Genomic DNA, 20,163 nt, shown 5'->3' with positions numbered 1-20,163 from the left:
CGCGTTGCCTCGCTCCCCCTGATTGGTTAAGTCATCCTGATCATCAGGCGGAAGCACATATGCGTTTTTTCATCACCGGCACCTCAGGCTTCGTCGGCTTTCACCTTGCTCGCAAGCTTCTTCAGGATGGCCATGAGGTTGTGGGCTTCGATGGGATGACGCCCTATTACAGCCTGCGCCTGAAGGAAGCGCGCAATGCCGGTCTGGCGCAGTTTCCCACCTTCCGCTTCGTTGAGGGCATGCTGGAAGACAAGCCGCTCCTTGATGAAACGGTCATCGCCTTCAAGCCGGATGTCATTGTCCACCTCGCCGCCCAGGCAGGCGTCCGCTACAGTATCGAAAATCCCAAGGCCTACCTGGATTCCAATCTCATCGGCTCGTGGAATATCCTGGAAATCGCCCGCGACGTCGGCGTCGGCCACCTGATGCTCGCATCGACCTCGTCTGTTTACGGCGTCAATCCTGCCATACCCTTCCGGGAAACCGACAAGGCCGACGAGCCTCTGACCTTCTACGCCGCCAGCAAGAAGGCGATGGAGGTGATGGCGCACAGCTATGCCCATCTCTACAGGGTGCCGACGACGGCTTTCCGCTTCTTCACCGTCTATGGCCCCTGGGGTCGGCCGGACATGGCCCTGTTCAAGTTCGTCAGGGCGATGCTCGACGATCAGGAGATCGAGATCTACGGCGAAGGCAGGATGAGCCGTGACTTCACCTATATCGACGACCTCGTCTATTCCATCATCGACCTCTCGGACGTGGTGCCGTCCGAGGCGAACCGTGTCGCAGACGTGGATACGCTGTCTGCGCAGGGGCCGTTCCGCACCGTCAATCTCGGCGGCGGCCAGCCTGTCGGGCTGCTCGACTTCATCGACGTGATCGAGAAAGTCATGGGCAAGCCGGCACGGCGCAAGATGCTGCCGATGCAACAGGGCGACGTACCACGCACCTATGCCAGCCCCGACCTGCTTCTGGCCCTGACGGGACGCAAGCCGGAAACCGGGCTCGAAAAGGGCGTCGAGGCTTTTGTCCGATGGTATCTGGACCACAGGGCCGAGCTCGACTGATCGGCTCGACAAGAGTGTGTGACTGGCAGGTAACACCGCATCACGTATCGCGGCGCGTGCTTGCAAGCCCGCTGACAAGGCCCAATCTGTTCGTTCTATAATTGCCCGATACGCCGGTTGGCCGGATGCCTGTGCCTTGCCTTGCTCAGCTTGGATTCGGATATGAAAGACTTTATGTTGCCGGGAAAGGCAAATCAGATGCGATCAAAGGTCAAGGGCATGCCGGACGGTTTCAAGAATGCCCGTATCCTCATGTACAGCCACGACACGTTCGGCCTCGGCCATATTCGCCGTTGCATGACGATCGCCAACCATCTGGTGGAAACCTTTCAGGGCGCGCATGTGCTGATCATTTCCGGCGCCACCATTGCCGGCGCTTTCGATTATCGCTCGCGCGTCGACTATGTGAAGATCCCCAGCGTCATCAAGCTGCGCAACGGCGACTACACTTCGATGGATGCGCATATCAATCTGGAAGAAACGCTGGAAATGCGCCAGGCGATCATCCGCCAGACGGCGGAAAGCTTCCAGCCCGACATCTTCATCGTCGACAAGGAGCCGCTCGGGCTGAGGCGCGAGGTGGAGGATACGCTCGTCTACCTGAAGAGCCGCGGCACGCTTCTCGTCCTCGGCCTGCGCGACGTCATGGATGCACCGCATCTGCTCGATGCCGAGTGGCGCCGCAACGATGTGATGGCGAAGATCGACCAGCTCTACGACCATGTCTGGGTCTATGGCCCGCCCGAATTCCACGACCCGCTGACGGGTCTCGACGTCCCGGCCTCGCTTCGCCGCAAGATGACCTTCGTCGGCTTTCTGCAGCGCAAGGCATGGGCCAGGCGCACGACGTCCCCGCCCAGACGGGATGGCTATATCCTCGTCACCACCGGCGGCGGCGGTGACGGCTACGACCTCGTGCGCGATGTCGTCAATGCCTATCACAGCGATCCGACATTGACGGAGAAAGCGCTGATCGTGCTTGGCCCCTACATGCCGGGCGAACAGCGAAGCGAGCTGATCAAGGCCGCACAGCAGCATGCCTGTCTCGAAGTGATCGAATTCGACAACCGCATGGAAGACCTGATTTCCAATGCGCGCGCCATCATCGCCATGGGCGGCTATAACACCTATTGCGAAATTCTCTCTTTCGACAAGCCGGCCCTCATCATTCCACGCACGGTGCCGCGCCAGGAACAGTTGATCCGCGCCGTCCGCGCCACAGAGCTCGGCCTCGTCGCCATGCTGCATCCCGATCATTCTTCCGACGGGATGAGACTGTCGGCGGCGATCAGGGACCTGCTTCACCGAGAACCGCCATCGGTAACCGCCCCGGACTATCGGCTCGAGGGCCTGCCCAACCTCTCAGAGATCGTTCAGGAATGGCTGGCAGGCAAACAGCCCGACTATCTTTCGCTGGTCGAAAACTGAGGCTCAGGAGCGCCCCAGCGCATGGCGCAGCAGTCGTGCCGCCTCGGCCGCACCATCCATGTTCATCTCCGGCAGCACCTTGCCGCGCTGTTCCAGAGCCTGCTCGATCCCGGACGCGACCGCTTCCGGCGTGATCGAAGCCTCCTCGATCACCCGCGCCAACCCGAGTTCCTGCAGCTTTTCAGCCCTCGCCGTCTGCTCCGTTTCGCCACCTGTAGCAAACGGCACGAGCAGCGAGCCGCAGCCGGCCCTCAGCACGTCGCAGACGGTATTGTAGCCCGCCTGCGAAATCGAAAGCTCGGCACTGCCGAGCAACTGGCGAAAATCGCTGCGGAAGCGGAACACATCCATCTCGCCGCCGCCTTTGGCAGCAAGTGCGTCAAAGCTCCCCTGGTCCATATTCGGTCCGGTGATCACGCACCAGCGGCCGGGCGAGCGGGTTAGCTCCCGCGCGGCGACGGCTGCATTGAGCAGTTTCTGCCCTACGGCCCCGCCACCGGCCGACACGACGACCCGGTATTTATCCGGCGAAGGAACGGGGGCAGCCGGCGCGACAAGACCCGTGTAGAGAACTTTGTCGGCGATCTCCGCCGCCAGCGGAAACGTGTCCTCGATGCGGTTGAGGGCCGGATCGCCATGCACCAGAACGCCGTCGAAATGCCCGTTCACCAGTGCGACCGTCTCCTCGTCTCGCCCCGCCTTCCTATTGACCTGCAGAATGTCGCGGATAGAGGCGAAGAGCAGCGGCTTTGGCCGCATGGCGCGGACTGCATCGAGGAACGGCAAAAGTTCGAAGCGCATCTGCCGGCGCCCGAAGGGGAAGGCTTCGGTGATGACGATATCCGGCGTGGTCTCTGCAAGAAGCGCAAGCAACTGGTTCAACCGCTGCTCCTCGCCCGCGGTATCCAGAACATGGCCATCGATATCCTGCAGGCCCGAAAAACCCTCGCGCGATGTCACCTCCGGCGTCAGCCGAACATGCCTGACGCCCGCTCCCGGAAAACCGGGGACGGGCAGTCCTCCGGTCACCATCGTCACCTCGAACCCGTCCTCGACGAGAGCCGAGGCGACAAGGCTTGCGCGGGCGATATGGCCGATGCCGAGCAGATGCTGGACGTAGAAAAGCACGCGCGGTGAGGTCATGGCGCCAGGCGCTCCTTCGATGCTTCGTCGAGATAGGCCGACGAGAACAGCCGTTCGAGATCGGTGATGCTGGTCCGGTGGTCGAAATGGTCACGCACCTTGGCCTCGGCATTGCCGGCCATCCGGTCGCGCTCGGCCGGATGGCGGATCGCCGTCTCCAGCGCCTGTGCCAGCGCCGCGGGGTCTTCCGGCTCCACCAGCAAGCCGTTCTCGCCATCGACGAACAGTTCGGGAATGCCGGAAATCGTCGTCGAGATACACAATACCCGCTGGCTTGCCGCCTCCACCAGCACGTTCGGCAATCCGTCGCGGTCGCCGTCCTTGCCGATCCGGCAGGGCAGGGCGAAGATATCGGCCTCGCCGTAGCGCGCCAGTACCTCCTGCTGCGACATCGCCCCGTGCCAGCGCACCCGGCTCGAAAGGCCGAGCGTCTGTGCAAGCGGTTTCAGCGTCTTCAACTCGTCGCCACCGCCGACATGGTCCAGCCTCCAGGCAATGTCGGCAGGCAGCAGGGCGAGCGCGTGCAGCAGCGTGTCGAAGCCCTTTTTCGGCACCGCGCGGCCGACGGCGAGGATCGTGATCGGATCATTCGGGTCGGTCCCGTCGCGCGTCGCGGGCGCTCGCGCCGGTGACGGAAAACGATCGAGGTTCAGCCCGTGATAGCTCAAATGCACCTTGCCGACATCATCCGACAGGCTGCGCAGATGCATCGCGCCGCCGCGCGTGCAGGTAACCGTCCAGCGGGCATCGTCAAGCTTGTCGGAAAGCTCCCAGTCGGGGCTGGTCCAGATATCCTTCGCATGTGCGGAGACGGTGAAGGGGATGCCGAGCAACTGCGATGCATAGCGTCCGACGGAGGCCGGCGTGTGAATGAAATGCACATGCAGCCAGTCGGCGCCTTCAGGCCACTCCCGCGCCAGCACCAGCGCCTGGCCGAAACGGCGAAAGCGGTTGCGGCTGATATCGCGACCGAGATCCTTGACGAATGCCTTCAGCGTCGCGCCGAAACCCGGCTTGCCGATAAAGTGGAACAAAGCTTTTGCCACCCGCCGAGGTTCCTCATGCAGGTATTCCGGCAGGTAGTGAACCGGCGCCTCTATCTCGTCATGAACCGGATGCCGCTTCTTGTCCGTCGGCCGGCGCATCGACATCAGCACGAGCTTGAAGCCGGCAAGCTCGAGACCGCGCAACTCCTGGGCGATGAAGGTTTCCGACAGCCGCGGATAGCCCTTCAGCAGCACCACCATCTTTTCCGGTATGTTCAAAGTCAGTCCTACGAAATCTCTGGCGCAGCCGCGTGGCGGCGGATGCGGGCGCAAGACCAGTATCCGCCGAAAGCTGAGGCTGCAAGATCAGTGATAGGGATCGGCAGCGTCGCGCAAGCCGTCTCCCAGGAAGTTGAAGGCGAGGATGACCAGGATCACGGGAATGACAGGAATGAGCAGCCACGGATAAAGCGCCACGACATTCACCGTGCGCGCCTCCGTCAGAAGCACGCCCCAGCTCGTCACCGGCGGCCGCAGGCCGAGGCCGAGGAAGCTCAGCGTCGTCTCGCCCAAAATCATGCCGGGGATCGTCAGCGTTGCGCTGGCGATCAGGTGCGACATGAAGCCGGGGATCAGGTGTCGGCCGATGATGCGCCAGTGCTTGGCCCCCATCAGCTGCGCCGCCATCACGTAATCCTCCTCGCGCAGCGACAGGAGTTTCGAGCGAACGGCACGCGCCAGTCCCGTCCAGTCGAGCAGGCCGAGAATGAAGGTAATGCCAAGATAGATGACGAACGGGCTCCAGTCGGCCGGCATAATCGCGGCAAGCGCCAGCCACAGCGGAATGCTGGGGATCGATTGCAGCACCTCGATGATGCGCTGCACGATCAGATCGAACTTGCCGCCCCAGTAGCCGGCGAGACCGCCGATGAGGATGCCGAGCACGAAGCTGGTCGTGATGCCGAGCAGGCCGATCGTCAGCGAGATGCGCGCACCGTAGATGATCCGGGACAGCACGTCGCGGCCCAGCCGATCCGTGCCGAACAGGAAGAACTGCCCGCCTTCGGATGGGCAGACGAGATGCCGGTCGGTGGAAATCAGGCCCCACATGTCATAGGCATCGCCCTTGCAGAAGAAGCGCAACGGCTGAACCTGGTTCGGGTCGTCGGTATAGACCCGCTTGAGATGCTCCATGTCGAGTTCCATCGTCCGCCCATAGACGAAGGGCCCGACGAACTGTCCTTCGTGGAACAGATGGACAGATTGCGGCGGCGCGTAGATATGGTCGATATTGCGCGTATGCAGGTTATAGGGTGCCAGGAATTCGGCGATGATGATCGACAGATAGGCGATCAGCAGGAAGATGCCGGAAAACAGCGCCAGCTTGTGACGCTTGAACCGCCACCACATCAGCCGCAACTGCGAAGCCCGCTTGGCCAGCGGCGCACCGGCGGTGATCTTGTCGAACGCGTAAGGGTCGAACGGCGCCGGCGAAACGTAATGCGGCAGGGGCTCGCCGTCGGGGGGCAGTTTCATGCTCATCGAGTCCTGCCTCCGTAAAGCCGGATGCGCGGATCGAACAGTGCAAGTGCGATATCGGAGATCAATACGCCGACCACCGTCAGCAGGGCTAGAAACATCAGAAACGAGCCGGCGAGATACATGTCCTGCGTCTGCAATGCCTTGATCAGCATCGGCCCGGTCGTTTCCAGCGACAGCACCACGGCGGTGATTTCCGCGCCCGAAATGATCTGCGGCAGGATCGAGCCGATATCGGCGATGAAGAAGTTGAGCGACATGCGCAGCGGGTATTTCGTCAGAACCTTGAACGGGTGCAGCCCCTTGGCCCGCGCCGTCATCACATATTGCTTGCGCAACTCGTCCAGAAGGTTGGCGCGCAATCGCCGCACCATGCCCGCGGTTCCTGCAGTGCCGATAATGAGGACCGGGATCCACAGATGCTCGAGGATCGACAGCGCCTTGTCCAGGCTCATCGGCTGGTTCAGGTATTTCTGGTCCATCAGGTGTCCGATCGATGTGCCGAACCAGACATTGGCGAAATACATGAGGATCAGCGCCAGCACGAAATTCGGCACGGCAAGGCCGATCAGACCGAGCAGCGTCAGGCCGTAATCACCCCAGCTGTACTGATGGGTGGCAGAGTAGATGCCGATCGGGAAGGCGAGCAGCCAGGTGACGATGATGGTGACGACAGAAACCAGAATGGTCAGCCACAGTCGGTCGCCGACGACGTCCGAAACCGGCAGTCGGTATTCGAACGAATAGCCGAAATCGCCGACCAGCATGCCGCCCACCCATTGCACGTAGCGGATAGGCAGCGGCTGGTCGAAGCCGTAGCGCGCCCTCAGTTCCTCGATCTCCTGCAGGTCGGCCGGCTCTCCGATCGCCCGCATTTCAGCGATATAGCTTTCGAAATAATCGCCCGGCGGCAGCTCGATGATGGTGAAGACCAGCATCGATATCAGAATCAGCGTCGGGATCATCACCAGGAACCGCCAGAGAATGTAGCGGATCATACGCGCTCCTCTTCGTACCAGAACGTATCGGGCATATAGACGCCGAGGAACGATGTCGGGTCGTAGCCGAACAGCGCCTTTTCCGGAATGTTCTGCAGTCTCGACGAATGCACGACCGGCTGCAGCGCCTGGTTGACGATGCCGATCGTGAAGACACTGTCGGTGAAGATCTTCAGCATCGAATGCCAGATCGCCTCGCGCTCGCCATGGGAGCCTGCCGTCTTCCAGTCCTTGAACAGGGCAAGCAGCTGCATCGCTTCCGGCAGGTCCGGCGGATGACCGTCGCCGCCGCCGGAAAGATAGTGCAGGCCCCAGACCGGCCATTGCATCTGGTCGTCGGCCGTCGGCGCCAGTTCGCGCGGCGACATTTCCGCCGTCGGCACGCCGTTGTCGAGACCCATCCACACGCACATCACCGTCTCGCCGCCCATCACCCGCTTGCGAAAGATCTCGCGCTGCGAAACCCGGGTGAAGATCGCGATGCCGATCTTCGACCAATGGTCGGTGAGCAATTCCAGCACATCGCTCTCGAACGTGCTTTCGCCGGCCGTCTCGACGATGATCTTCACGGGGCGCCCATCGGGCAGAAGCCGCAGTCCGGCCTCGTCGCGGTTCATCAATCCGGCCTCGTCCAGAAGCCGGTTCGCCTGCGCCACGTCATGGTTCGCCCATGCCTGCTCGTATTCGCGCCTGAAAAGCGGGCTGTCCGGCAGGATCGCGTTGCCTGCCGCATGCGCAAGGCCGAAGAACACCGCCTTGTTGATCTCCTCGCGGTCGATGGCAAGCGACAGCGCGCGCCGCACGCGCGCGTCCTGAAGCACCTTGCGCCAGACCTCGTCCTTGCAGTTCAGGTTGGGGATCAGCGCCACACGCGACCCCTGGGTCCGCTTCCACAGGTCGACCTTCATAGGAAAGCGTTTTTCCGCCGCCTTCAGGAACGTGTAGTCGGTAAAGTCGACATTGTTGATCTGAAGGTCGCTGTCGCCCGAGCCCGCCTTGGCGGCGATCAGGTCGGGACCGCTGACATTCAGCACCATCTTGTCGATATAAGGCAGCTGCAGCCCGTTTTCGTCGACCCGGTGGAAGAACGGATTGCGCTTGAAGACGAACTGCGCCGATGGCGGTTGCGTGCTGTTGAACCACGGATCGAGCGTCGGCAGTTCCGGGTTTTCCGGCCGCACCGTGCGCGACATCTTCTTGTGCAGGTCGCCCCACTCATCGGCCTTGTTCTTCTTCATCAGCTTGGCAAGCTCGTCCGCGCTCTGGTAGCGCGGATGGAACTGCTTGAGATAGGCTGACGGCATGACGATGACGAGCGGCGAGGGGCTTGCCAGCTGCGCCAGGAATTCCGGGTTCGGCTCGTCCCATGCGTAACGCACGGTCAGCGGATCGATGATCTCGAATGTCGGTCCCTTGCCGTTGACCCTCAGGTCTACGGGAATGCCGGCGCGATGAAGCTCCTTGTTGTTCATCACGTCTTCCCAGCTGTAGCGGAAATCCTCCGCCGTCAGCGCCGAGCCGTCCGACCACTTGTGTCCCTCGCGAAGCTTGAAGGTGAAGACGCGGTCGTCCTCGGCCGTGAAGCTTTCGAGAATATCCGCCTGCAGGTTCAATCGCTCGTCATAGCCGACCAGCCGCGAATAGCCGTTGATCGGCATGAAGCGGATGTCGCGCTGTCCGCCGATCAGCATGCGCACCGTCCCGCCATGTCGCCCCGGCTTCATGTTCTTGGCGCCAAGATCGACGATCCGCGGATTGCGCGGCAACCGTTCGCCGATATCGGGCAGCTTGCCCCCCTTGATGTCCTCGGCGAGATAATCCGATCCGGTAAAGCGGCCCCCGGCGGTAAAGGCCCTTGCGGCAAACGGTGAGGCGACGGTCGCCAGCAGGGCGAGCATGGTTCTGCGGCTGATCATGCGCGAAGCTCCCTGAGTTCCGCCTGCGGCTTGGCGAGCACGAAATGCCCGCCGCCGAGGTCGATCTGCGTCAGTCTTTCGCCTTCGTCCTCGACAAAGGCGGGATGCCAGTCCTGGGTCGGTCTTTTCGGTATCTCGAGCTTGTCGAGATCGAGCGGCCGGTCGAGATCGGGGATCGGCACCGCCGCGATCAGCCGCTTCGTGTAGGGATGCGCCGGGTTGCGCATGATCGTCTCGCACGGCCCCAGCTCGACGATCCGCCCCGCATACATCACCGCCACCCGGTCGGCCATGTAGTTCACCACCGCCAGATTGTGGGAGATGAAGAGATAGGTCAGGCCGAGATCGTTTTTAAGGTCCTTCAGCAGGTTGAGGATCTGCGCCTGGATCGAAACATCGAGCGCCGAAACCGGCTCGTCACAGATCAGAAGCTCGGGGCCAAGCGCCAGCGCCCGCGCAATGCCGATGCGTTGGCGCTGCCCGCCGGAAAACGAGTGCGGATAACGGGTCAGCGCATTGTCATCGAGACCGATCGTCCGCAGCAGCCGACGAACCACTTCAAGCCGCGTGCTGCGCGATCCCCGGTCATGTATCTCCAGTCCCTCGCTGATGATCTCGCGCACCGTCATGCGTGGCGAAAGCGAGGAGATGGGGTCCTGGAAGACCATCTGCACCCGCTGCCGCAGGATATCCAGCTCTTTGCCCTTGGCGGAAAGAACGTCGATCGGTCCTTTCTCGCTTTCGAACACGACGGATCCGCTGTCGGCGGTCAGTCCACGCATCAGGATCTTGCTGAGCGTGGTCTTGCCGCAGCCGCTCTCGCCGACCAGGCCAAGGCTCTCGCCACGCCGGATATCGAAGCTGACGTCGTCGACCGCCAGCGTCACGTTGCTCTCGCTGCTGCCGAGCTTGCGCTTCTTCGCCTTGAACGTCTTGCTGATATTGTTGACGGAAAGGATCGTGCCCGACCCGGACGATCCCGCCCGGCGCCCATCCATCAGGCTTGCCGTATCGATGGCGATCTCGCGCAGAGGCTTGAGGCGCTGGCCGCGCTCCATCTCGAACGTCGGGATCGCTGAGATCAGCCCCTTCGGATAGGCATGCACCGGACGCCGGAATATGTCCTCGACCGAACCGGCCTCCATCACCTCGCCGCGATAGGCGACCACCACTTCGTCGGCAAGGTTGGTCACGATGCCGAGGTCATGGGTGATCAGCAGCATGGCCATGTTGAAGCGCGATTGCAGGTCGCGCAGAAGCTTCAGGATCTGTGCCTGGATGGTCACGTCGAGCGCCGTCGTCGGCTCGTCGGCAATCAGGAGCGCCGGCCGGCAGACGAGCGCCATCGCGATCATCGCCCGCTGCCGCATGCCGCCCGAAAGCTCGAACGGATACATCGCATGCACCTTGGCCGGGTCCTTGAAGCCGACCAGCGACAGTGTTTCCTCGACCCGCTCGCGCTGTTCGGCCGGCGAGGACGCGTCGTGAATGCGCAGCGCTTCGTCGATCTGGTTGCCGATCGTGTGAAGCGGCGAAAGCGAAGTCATCGGCTCCTGGAAGATCATGCCGATGCGGTTGCCGCGAATGGCACGGATCTGCCGTCCGTCCTGCGGCAGCGTCAAAAGGTCAACCGGACCTTCAGCCATGACAGGATCGTTGAACAGGATGCGGCCCGTCGTAGACGCGATCGGGCTTTCGATCCCGACGATGCTGCGGCCGATGACGGACTTGCCCGAGCCGGATTCGCCGACCAGCGCCGTCACCTTGCCGGGCCGGATGCGCATGCTGAGATTGTTGACGGCCTGAATCTTGCCGCCGAACACGGGAAAGCTGACGCTGAGGTTCTCGATGCGGAGCAGGTCGGGTGTCATCGTCCGAGCCCCTCTCGCACGTTGTCTTTGGCGCCACAGATGGAAAGGCGCGCAATCCGGCTGCGTTCAATTCGCATGATGGCAAAAACAACCTTGTCGGAATGCATGTCTTGGCACCTGATTGACGCGGGAACACGGTTGAGCCTAGCGCAGAGCTATGATGATAGTCCATGGCTTAAGAAGCTTGCCGGATAGCAACTGATGATTAACGAACAAGACTACAAAAGGATGCTCGCGGAGGCCAGGAAGCTGATCGCCGCCGGCCGGCTGGATGAGGCCGGTGCTCTTTTGCAGAAAGTCGAGACGCAGGGGCTCGGCCGCGACGACGCCTTGACCGCGCTCGGCCTGCCGCGCCGGCTGCATTCCGCACGGTTGAAACTGGCAAAGGCTGCGGCCGATCGAATAGCCAGGATCGGCTATCAGTTCCATCTCGTCCCTCCGCCGGAACGGCTTGCTCACCACGCCGTCTTCTCGCCCACAGAAATGGCGCACATGGTGGAGCTTTCGCGCACGCCCGTGCCGCGCTGCATCCATCAGATATGGCTCGGCTCGAAACCTGTCCCGCCAACGGCTGCCGCCTGGGCGCGGCATGCTGCGGCCAATGGCTACGAATACAGGCTCTGGCGCGAGGCCGATCTTGCCGGACAGGGCTATGATCGAAACCCGGCGCTGGCGCATATGCTGGCGGCCGGCGATTATCCGGGCGCCGTGGATGTCGTCCGCTATATGATCCTGCGCGATCTCGGCGGCATTTATCTGGATTGCGACTGGTTTCCGGCGCGCAGCACGGCGAGCTTCCACGATGTTCTTCCGCTGACCGGGCTTGCCGCCTTCGCCGAGGAAACGCCGCGCCACACGGGTATGGGAAGCACGCTTCTCGCCAATTCCTTCATTGCCACGCCGTCGGGAAACCCGGTCTTCGCGCGCCTATGCGATGCGCTTCCCGCCGTCGTGGCCGATCTCGGCGATGCCCCGGCCTGGTGGTCGACCGGTCCATTGATCTTCACCGTGGTCGCTCGGTCAGGCCCCGTCAGCCTTGCCGGCGCCGGCTTTGTCGCCGCATCCATGCCGCCGCAGGCGCCGATCGAGGACGTCGAGGCGCGTGCCGCAACTGCCGAGGCGGATCAGGCGCCTGGCCTGCTGATCGCCTGGAAACCCTGGTAAGGGGCCAGCTCTGCCTGCGCCATCAACGCGTCGACCGGCACCCAGCGGCATGCGGGGTGGCGACAGGTCAGCTCCAGAAAGTCGTCGAGAAACCGCCATGCCGCCTCGTCATGCACCAGATGATGGGTCAGCACGCCAATCACACACTCCTGCGCCCCTGGCTCCTGAAGCCGCGTTGTGGCCTCCGCGTAAAGCTCATCCATGGCCCGGCCGCCGCGGCTGCCCTTCCAGTCGATGATATCGACATGCGTGTTGACGAGCCTGATCGGCGAACTATCGCGCTCCGGGCCGAACACGGAAAGCGCCTCATATCCGAGCCGGCCAAGATGCGGCACAAGCTCGGGCGCAATCCGGTTCCACGGCGGCACCATCAGCGGCACCGCGCGCGCGCCAAAAAGCTGGCGGATGCGCTCCAGCCCCTGTGCCAGCTGCGAAAGCACGACTGCCTCGTCGCGATGCAGGCCCAGTTCCTGCTTCTTCGCCGGTGCAGGCGCATGGTTGGCGTGATCGAAGCCATGCACGGCGACGGAAATAAGCGGTAGATCCGCGATAAGCTCCGCCAGCGCCATGGTCGCACCGGCAGGAATGGAGGCGATCGTCATCGGCACCGCATGGCGCGCCGAAAGCGCCAGCAGCTGCGAAAGCGGCGCGCTCGGCTCTATCGCGTCGTCGTCGCGCAGCCAGAGCCTGACCGTCCGGCCCCTGTCTGCATAGTCGTCGAGTGTCGCGATGAATGTATCCCTGCTCATCCTGTCATCTCACATAGGTGTCGAGAACCCGGCCAAGCGTCATGGCGGCTCCCGCGATGGATCGTTCCTCGCCGGCAAATAGCCGCGCATTCTGTCCAAGCCGTGACCGCAGCGTCTCGTCTTCAAGGAGCCTGGCAATCGCGCCGGCATAGGCCACCCTGTCGCCCGGCGCGGTCAGCAGGCCAGTACGATCGTGCACCACCACTTCCGGCACGCCGGCAATTGCCTCTGCCACTACCGGCAGGCCGGCGGCCTGCGCCTCCAGATAGGCAAGTCCATAGGCCTCGCCATGTCCGGGCCAGGCGAAGGCCGCACCACGCGCAAGCAGTGCCGCGATCTCGTCCTGCGAAAGCGCCCCCAGCCATTCGATCCGGCTCGGATCGAATGCGGCGAAGGCTTCTTCCACCTCCGGCCGGCATTCGCCATCGCCGGCAATCGAAAGCCGCCACGGCAGCCGGTCGACATGCGCAAGGCTCTCCGCCAGCGCCCGGTAGCTGGAAAGCTTGTCGCCCGGCCGCATCATCGCCACCGTGACAAGCCGCATCGGCTCCGGCGAGGGCTGGCGTACGAGATAGGGCTCCGTGTCCACAAACGGTGCCAACATTTCCAGCCGCGCCTCCGGGGCGACGGATTGCAATCCATCTCGATCCCGCCGGGTCAGGCACAGATTGACCGCTGCCGACCTGAGGCTCTCGAGCAGCATATCCTGCGAATGCGCCCACACCCCGATATTGCGGCGGTTGGAATAGGAGGCTTCTGCATTGATCAGCGGAATGCCGAAATGGCGTGAAAGGGCCGGCCCGAGCAGATCCGGCGCCTTGTAATAGGGGTGGTAGGTGAACCAGAGGTCAGGCCCGTCCTGCCCGGCAAATTCCGCTGTGATCCGTGAGATCTCCCCCTCGGCCTCTTTCGAGATCGTCTCGAACGCGTCCGTCATGTCGGAAGAGCGCATGAAGCTGCGCATTTCGGACGCCACTGTCACCGCATGGCCGAGAAGCCCGAGCGCCTGGATGATCAGCCGCGCCATAAGCCGGTCGCCGGATGGTACCGGGTGGTTGGGGGATTTCAACGGCGAATAGAAGAGGATGTTCATACAGCTGGCATCATGCGATCCGGATCATCTCCGCGTGAGCTACTCTTGACACGTTGGTGCTTCTCTCACAACTGTCAGCCAAAGCCGAAAGCGCAGGAATTCCTCCGAAATGACCCCCGACATGCCATCCGACACGACCAATGCATCCCTCTCTTCCACGCTTCAGGCGAAGATCGCTTCACGCACTGCAAGGGCGGGCGTGGTGGGGCTCGGCTATGTCGGTCTGCCGCTGGCCATGGCCTTTGCCAAGGCCGGATTTACCGTCGAAGGCTTCGATATCGATCCCTCCAAGATCGACTTCATCGAACGCCGCGAGAGCTATATCGAAGCCGTCCCGACGGATGTGCTCAAAGCCGAATGCCAGGCCGGCCGCTTTTCCGCCACCAGCGATTTCGCTCGCCTTGCCGAATGCGACATCATCGCCATCTGCGTTCCGACCCCGCTGACCGCACATCGCGATCCGGATCTCTCCTATGTGGCAAAGACCGCCGAGGCGATCGCCGCCACGCTTCGGCCCGGCCAGCTCGTCGTGCTGGAATCGACCACCTATCCCGGCACCACCGACGAGGTGGTCAAGCCGATCCTAGAAAAGACCGGCCTGAAATCCGGTGCCGATTTCTTTCTCGGCTACTCGCCCGAGCGTGAAGACCCCGGCAACCGCCAGTTCCATACCGCCACCATTCCCAAGGTCGTTGCCGGCGACGGCGAGGATGCCGCGAGCCTGATGCAGGCCTTCTATGGAGCCACGGTCTCCAGCGTCGTGCCTGTCTCCACCACGGCGACGGCCGAAGCCGTCAAGCTGACCGAAAACATCTTTCGTGCCGTCAATATCGCCCTCGTCAACGAATTGAAGCTCGTCTACGACGCGATGGGCATCGATGTCTGGGAAGTTATCGATGCGGCAAAATCCAAGCCGTTCGGCTACATGCCCTTCTATCCCGGCCCGGGCCTAGGCGGACACTGCATCCCCATCGATCCCTTCTATCTTACCTGGAAATCACGGGAATTCGAAACGCCCACCCGCTTCATCGAGCTGGCCGGCGAGATCAACACGGCCATGCCGCATCATATCGTGACCCGGCTTGCCGAAGCGCTCGATATCCGTTGCGGCAAGGCGCTCAGCCGCTCTAAAGTCCTCCTTATCGGCCTCGCCTACAAGAAGAACGTGCCGGATATCCGCGAAAGCCCGTCGCTGCGCCTGATGGAGCTGATCGAGCGCCGTGGCGGCCATGCCGACTACTTCGACCCCTTCGTGCCGGAAATTCCCTCGACCCGCGAATATGCCGAGTTGAAGGGCCGACGGTCCGTCACCTGGGACCTGAAGGCGCTGGCTTCCTTCGATGCGGTGGTGATCGCCACGGATCATGACGACGTCGATTACCAGTCCCTCGCCGAAAACGCCCCGCTGATCGTCGATACCCGCAACGTCTTTGCTCGTCGGGGTATTTCCTCCGACAAGATCGTCAAGGCTTAAGGAGACCAAAGCCCATGAGCCGACTGGATACGTTCATCAACCGCATGTCCGCCCAGCGCGACATTCTCAATCACGTCGCCCACGACCTGAGCCTGCCCGAGGAAGGTGCGGTTCTGGAAATCGGGCTTGGCAACGGCCGCACCTTCAATCATCTGCGCGAGCTTTTCCCCGATCGCCGCCTTGTCGCATTCGACCGGGCAATGAACGCCCACAAGTCGAGCGTGCCGGCCGACGAGAACCTCGTGCTTGGCGAAATCAATGAAACGGGCAAGACCTTCGCAGGCGCCGAAGCGGCACTTGTTCACGCCGATATCGGTACGGGTTATGACGACAAGGATGCCATCACGCTGTCCTGGCTGCCGCAGATGGTCGCGGACATGTTGCGTCCGGGCGGCTTCGCGGTCAGCGGCCTTCCACTTGTCCATAAGGACCTCAGCGAACTGCCGCGCCTGCCCACCGTCAGCGAAGGCCGCTATTTCATGTATCGAAGGGTGTGATCGGACGTTCCGCCAGGGGCGTCTGCGCGTCAGGCTCTCTGAAGCGCGCGTACCTTGTCCAGCTCGGAAGACGTCAGGTGAAGGCGCTCCGCCAATGCGCGGGTCATCTTCATCGTCATTCCCGGACAATCGTCCATGATGCGGAACAGGTAGTCCTTGTTGATCTTCAGCGCTTCCACTACGCCGGCGGCCTGCACCGTCGAGCTGCGCGGTCCATCGCAAAGCAGCGAAATGTCGCCGACAATCGAATTCGCGCTGCGCTCGCTGACCTTCACAGGCCCCTGCGACGTGTTGACGAGATATTCCACATTGCCGCTGAGAATGAAGTAAGCGGAGTCGCCGCTGTCGCCTTGCGAAAACAGCTTCTGTCCCGGCTTGAAGGTCACGCGCTCGGATGCAAATGCAAGCAGCTTCAGCTTGCACGTGTCCATTTCCGAAAAATACGGAAGTTTACGCAGCTGCTGGACTTCATCACATAGCAACATAGCTTGTACCGCCTTTCCCTGCCGGACCGATGACTTTACGCCACCATGGCCTTGAAGGTTCCGCTCTCCTGTTCAAGGGTCTCGTAGGACCCCTCTTCAAGGATCACGCCTCCATCAAACATGACGACTCTGTCAAACAAACGTGACAAAGAGATATTTGACAGAACCCATATAACCCCTGGATCATTCTCCTGTTGGCCCAGAAATGCAAGCACGTTCTGAACAATTTCTTCCTGAGCGTGTCTTTCCAGTCCCGGCAACGGCTTGTTGAACACGTAATAATCAGAGCGCCTAATCAATGCGCGGGCGAGATTAAGTTTTCGCCGTTGAATGGGCGTCAGCCTGCGTCCGCCGGCGCCGATATCGAATTCCAGGCCGGCCTTGAGCAGGTCGTCGGCGAAGCCAAGCTCCTGTGAAACCTGTGCTGCAAGCGAGCGCAGCTCCGCCACGCCTTCCGTGTCGCGGTTGCTCAGCTTGCCGAAAATAATGTTTTCCCGCAGTGTCGCGACGGAGACGTATTTGTGCGGATCGTAGCGCTCCACGAGGTTGCGCAGATGCGCCGGCAGTTCGGTATAGAAAAGCTCGCGGCAGCCGACGATCTTGCCCTGAAGCTCCTCGTCGAGAATGCCGAGGCGGTAGCGCGGTTCGATATATTCGAGCGTCAGGCGTATAAACGCCTTGTCGGCATCCGAGAGCTTGAAGTTGGTCGGCTTCGGTTCTGTCTTTCGTTGCAAAAGGCTCTGATAGTAACTGATGTCCTCGGCGGACAGGGTCGTGATCTGACGAAAGAACGGATGGTCGGCCGGCAATCCGCCGAAGATCTCGACGAGGTTCTTCGCCACCGTCCGGCCCATCGCCACGAACGGCCGCTGCAGCCCCACCTTGTTCAGGGCGGTATAGAAATGCTCGCTCGACAGGAGCTCGTTCTGCGGATTGAGCGGCTCCAGCGTCGCGCCGAACAGCAGGTTCTCGGCAACCGTCGCTTGCTGATTGTATTCGTAGGGCTGGAACGGAATGACCAGTGAATCCATCCCCAGCTCCGTCATCCTGTCCCGCAGCGCGTGGCGCATGTCGACCACCTTTGCAGCGAAATCCGGGTCCTGCTCGGGATCGATGGTGGAGTGGAGGGCAAGCTCGAGAACGTCGTCCCGCAGCTGCACGGCTTCGAGAACGGCTAGGAGCGACTTTTTCAGGTCCTCCTTCGTGCCGTTTCCAAGCGCGGCCGATCCGTAGTCCACCCAGCCGGCATTGATGTCCATATGCGGATTGCCGGCCTTCTTGGCCTCGCGGATGTTCCAGACCCGCTGCCGGGCTTCCTTGCCCGCATACTCGGTCTTGTGCACCGGCGCATGCTTGAGCCCGTAGAGGAGGTTATCCTTCAGGCTGCCATGAAAGAAATAGCTGTCGGTCGAGACATAGGAGATGTAGCGGCCGGTCACCGATTCCGGCAGCTCTCTGATTTCGACATCGCCCAGACATATCTTGCCGCTCGATGGCCATGCCAGGCGTCCGAGTGCCTCTGCCATGGCTTCGGCGCCGCGCCCGGTGTGATCCACCATGGCAACGGTGTGCCCCGGCTCGATCTTCAGCGTCACATGGTCCACAACCTTGGCGCCGCTGTCGTCGTTGACCGAAACCGCCACCGCCTGCAGCACCTCGCCGCGCGGCTGTTCGCTCTTGTAGGTCAGCGTATGAAGCGCGGGGTTGATCAGGTCCTCGACCTCGAAATTCTCGAACACCTGCTCATACTTCACCTGCACGTCCTGGCGCGCCTGGTCCCAGTCGATCAGCTCCTTCAGCGGGCCGGGCAGGTCCTTGTAGGCATTGATGACGGCCACCAGCTGGCCGACGTCGAGCGTACCGCGCAGCGTCAGGTAGCCGCCGATCAGGTAGAACAGGAACGGTGTCAGCTGTGATAGGAAATTATTGAGGAACTTGACGAGAAATTTCCACTGGTAGAGGTCGTAGCGGATGCGGAAGATCTCGCCGAGCCTGCTCGCCACGTCGGCGCGTTCGAAATTCGATGTGTCATAGGCATGGATCGTGCCCAGTCCTTCGACGATTTCGTTCACCTTGCCCGCCAGGCGCCGTGCCGTGATCTGCCGCTGCCGGCCAAGCTCGATAAGCCGCCGGCGCATCTTCGGAATGATGATGACCTGGATCGCCACCATGAATGCCGCCACCATGCCCAGCCAGAAATTCTGCAGGATGATGAAGAACAGCGCCGCCAGCGCCTGGCCGCCGAGCAGCGCCGGCTGCACGAAGGCATCGCCGGTAAAGCCGCCGAACGGCTCCACCTCGTCCTTCACCATGCTGGCGATTTCGGCGCCGTTCAGGCTCTTGGCGTGGCGCGGCGGAAAACGCAGCACGCGATCCACCAGCTCGAAGCGAATGCGCCGCAGCAGCCTCTCGCCGAGGCGGCCCTTGTAGGTATTGATGTAATATTTGAAGCCGCCGTTGATGATCACCAGAACCAGAAAGACGCCGCTCAGCGCCACCAGCGTTTCCATGCGGTCGAACGGAACGCCGTCATAGCTGAAGGAAATGTCGGTGAAGGGAATGCCCAAGGAGAAGTCGAGAAACGGCTGCGTCGCCTGCAGGTCTTCGAAACCCTGGCCCTGTATCGGCCCGTTGATGATCTGCTTGGGAAGGTCGAAGGCGAGGAAATACGGGATCATGGACAGCGCCACGATCGTAAGAATCCACACCTGCTGTGGCCTGGTATGGGACCAGATATAGCGTAACAGCGTCTTCTGCATATACCTTCACCGAAGCGACAGCATTCTCAACTCAAGTGTCGGATCAGCTGCATCCGGCAATGTATAGCGTGTCTCTGATATATAAACGAGTGCTGTGCGGTACGCCATAGGTCCAAGAGCTCGCCGGCGCCGCAACGGCCTGGGTGCCCTGCCACATATCACATTCGCCGCTCCGGCATTTCGTGTCGACAGGCTTGTCGTTCAAGGGAGCGATGAAATTATTCCGGCCGTGTTGCAGGACTGCCGGTTTCAGGCGTCGCGGCGCAGAAGCCGCGGGATCATGATCGCGGCGGCGATCGCCATGATCGCCAGCGTGAACCATGTCAGCGCGTAGACGAGATGGCTGTTGCGGAACTGGATCACGGTCAGCCCGCCGATCGGATAGCCACCCGGATTGGCCGTCGCGTCGGCATCGATGAAATAGGGCGCCAGCGCGCCGATGGCCTTGTCCGCGCCGATTGCGGCGACATCCCGCGAATACCAGTTGCCTGCCTGTGCATTGTTGCTGCGCAGGAAAGCGCCGTCCGGCTCGCTCAGGCGCAAAAGACCGGTGACGCTGACATTGCCGTCGATCTGTCCGCCGCTGCGCGTTGCCGGATCGCGGCGGTCGGAGGTCACGAAGCCGCGGTTGATGAGGAAAGCTGTGCCGTCCGCAGATGTCAGTGGCGTCAGCACCCAGAATCCGGCGCCGCGCTCGGTCACGGCCTGGACCAGCGTTTCCTTCGTGTGGTCGAACGTGCCGGACACCGCGACGTGCCGGTATTCGGCGTCATTGGCCGGCAGCGAGGCCCATTCGGCGGTGGAAGGAGGGGAGACGGGGTCGGCGTGGACGCGCGCATCCACCCGTTCGATCAGGTCGAGCTTCCAGAAAAGCCGCTGAACCTGCCAGGAGCCGAGCGCAAGGAAGATCGCGGCGGCTAGAAAGAGAAAAGCCCGTAAGCCGATATGGGATTTCACGGGCTTTTCCATTGTCTGAGGCATCGGTATGCCGATT

The 20,163-nt window shown here is 61.9% G+C and carries 16 protein-coding genes; 5 read left to right on the top strand and 11 right to left on the bottom strand.

Annotated elements, in window-relative coordinates; all coding sequences use genetic code 11:
* Positions 1 to 59: 59 nt before the first annotated feature.
* Together AC0JZ4_RS04650 and AC0JZ4_RS04645 are read left to right on the top strand one after the other, a co-directional pair.
* Positions 60 to 1,067 (top strand): NAD-dependent epimerase/dehydratase family protein, encoded by a 1,008-nt coding sequence (locus AC0JZ4_RS04650; protein ID WP_471885265.1) that lies wholly within the window; start codon positions 60 to 62, stop codon positions 1,065 to 1,067.
* A 219-nt stretch (positions 1,068 to 1,286) separates the two neighbouring features.
* Positions 1,287 to 2,495: a glycosyltransferase family protein gene (locus tag AC0JZ4_RS04645; protein WP_471887789.1), complete on the top strand. Its 1,209-nt coding sequence runs from the start codon at positions 1,287 to 1,289 to the stop codon at positions 2,493 to 2,495.
* A 3-nt stretch (positions 2,496 to 2,498) separates the two neighbouring features.
* Here the strand turns inward: AC0JZ4_RS04645 and AC0JZ4_RS04640 are convergent, their stop codons facing one another.
* From AC0JZ4_RS04640 to AC0JZ4_RS04615, 6 genes are all read right to left on the bottom strand, one after another.
* Positions 2,499 to 3,638, bottom strand: a complete 1,140-nt coding sequence (locus AC0JZ4_RS04640) for a glycosyltransferase family protein (protein WP_471885264.1) — start codon at positions 3,636 to 3,638, stop codon at positions 2,499 to 2,501.
* Entirely contained in the window at positions 3,635 to 4,885 is a 1,251-nt protein-coding gene (locus tag AC0JZ4_RS04635) for a glycosyltransferase family 4 protein (protein WP_471887788.1), read from the bottom strand. The genes AC0JZ4_RS04640 and AC0JZ4_RS04635 overlap by 4 nt, the downstream gene beginning before the upstream one ends.
* A 105-nt stretch (positions 4,886 to 4,990) precedes the next feature.
* Entirely contained in the window at positions 4,991 to 6,166 is a 1,176-nt protein-coding gene (locus AC0JZ4_RS04630) for an ABC transporter permease (protein WP_471885263.1), read from the bottom strand.
* Positions 6,163 to 7,161: an ABC transporter permease gene (locus AC0JZ4_RS04625; protein ID WP_471885262.1), complete on the bottom strand. Its 999-nt coding sequence runs from the start codon at positions 7,159 to 7,161 to the stop codon at positions 6,163 to 6,165. The genes AC0JZ4_RS04630 and AC0JZ4_RS04625 overlap by 4 nt, the downstream gene beginning before the upstream one ends.
* Entirely contained in the window at positions 7,158 to 9,077 is a 1,920-nt protein-coding gene (locus AC0JZ4_RS04620) for an ABC transporter substrate-binding protein (protein WP_471885261.1), read from the bottom strand. Before AC0JZ4_RS04620 ends, AC0JZ4_RS04625 begins: the two co-directional genes overlap by 4 nt.
* A complete protein-coding gene (locus AC0JZ4_RS04615; RefSeq protein ID WP_471885260.1) occupies positions 9,074 to 10,948 on the bottom strand; it encodes an ABC transporter ATP-binding protein in 1,875 nt (624 codons plus the stop codon). The genes AC0JZ4_RS04620 and AC0JZ4_RS04615 overlap by 4 nt, the downstream gene beginning before the upstream one ends.
* 201 nt (positions 10,949 to 11,149) lie before the next feature.
* Here AC0JZ4_RS04615 and AC0JZ4_RS04610 point away from each other — a divergent pair, with 201 nt between their 5' ends.
* Positions 11,150 to 12,112 carry a glycosyltransferase gene (locus tag AC0JZ4_RS04610; protein WP_471885259.1) on the top strand — a complete coding sequence of 321 codons (963 nt, stop codon included), beginning with the start codon at positions 11,150 to 11,152 and terminating at the stop codon, positions 12,110 to 12,112.
* Here the strand turns inward: AC0JZ4_RS04610 and AC0JZ4_RS04605 are convergent.
* Positions 12,073 to 12,861: a polysaccharide deacetylase family protein gene (locus AC0JZ4_RS04605; protein WP_471885258.1), complete on the bottom strand. Its 789-nt coding sequence runs from the start codon at positions 12,859 to 12,861 to the stop codon at positions 12,073 to 12,075. The genes AC0JZ4_RS04610 and AC0JZ4_RS04605 overlap by 40 nt on opposite strands.
* Before the next feature lie 4 nt (positions 12,862 to 12,865).
* Entirely contained in the window at positions 12,866 to 13,954 is a 1,089-nt protein-coding gene (locus tag AC0JZ4_RS04600) for a glycosyltransferase family 4 protein (protein WP_471885257.1), read from the bottom strand.
* 109 nt (positions 13,955 to 14,063) lie between these two features.
* On the opposite strand from AC0JZ4_RS04600, the gene AC0JZ4_RS04595 reads away from it, so the two are divergent.
* Both AC0JZ4_RS04595 and AC0JZ4_RS04590 read left to right on the top strand, forming a co-directional pair.
* Complete coding sequence (locus tag AC0JZ4_RS04595; protein ID WP_471885256.1) at positions 14,064 to 15,428, top strand: nucleotide sugar dehydrogenase; 1,365 nt, start codon at positions 14,064 to 14,066, stop codon at positions 15,426 to 15,428.
* Positions 15,429 to 15,442: 14 nt separating this feature from the next.
* A complete protein-coding gene (locus AC0JZ4_RS04590; RefSeq protein WP_471885255.1) occupies positions 15,443 to 15,925 on the top strand; it encodes a class I SAM-dependent methyltransferase in 483 nt (160 codons plus the stop codon).
* Between the two features lie 29 nt (positions 15,926 to 15,954).
* Here AC0JZ4_RS04590 and AC0JZ4_RS04585 read toward each other — a convergent pair whose 3' ends face one another.
* The 3 genes from AC0JZ4_RS04585 to AC0JZ4_RS04575 all read right to left on the bottom strand — a co-directional run bounded on the left by AC0JZ4_RS04585 (position 15,955) and on the right by AC0JZ4_RS04575 (position 20,156).
* The gene (locus AC0JZ4_RS04585; RefSeq protein ID WP_471885254.1) at positions 15,955 to 16,356 is read right to left on the bottom strand and encodes a cyclic nucleotide-binding domain-containing protein; all 402 of its coding nucleotides are present in this window, start codon (positions 16,354 to 16,356) and stop codon (positions 15,955 to 15,957) included.
* Between the two features lie 89 nt (positions 16,357 to 16,445).
* The gene (locus tag AC0JZ4_RS04580) at positions 16,446 to 19,169 is read right to left on the bottom strand and encodes an ABC transporter transmembrane domain-containing protein (RefSeq protein WP_471885253.1); all 2,724 of its coding nucleotides are present in this window, start codon (positions 19,167 to 19,169) and stop codon (positions 16,446 to 16,448) included.
* A gap of 249 nt (positions 19,170 to 19,418) precedes the next feature.
* Entirely contained in the window at positions 19,419 to 20,156 is a 738-nt protein-coding gene (locus AC0JZ4_RS04575) for an SURF1 family protein (RefSeq protein ID WP_471887787.1), read from the bottom strand.
* Between the last annotated feature and the right edge of the window lie 7 nt (positions 20,157 to 20,163).

The sequence above is a fragment of the [Rhizobium] kunmingense genome, from assembly GCF_977018605.1.
Note: the sequence above shows the minus strand (reverse complement) of the source record. Positions and strands in the feature narration are given on the sequence as shown.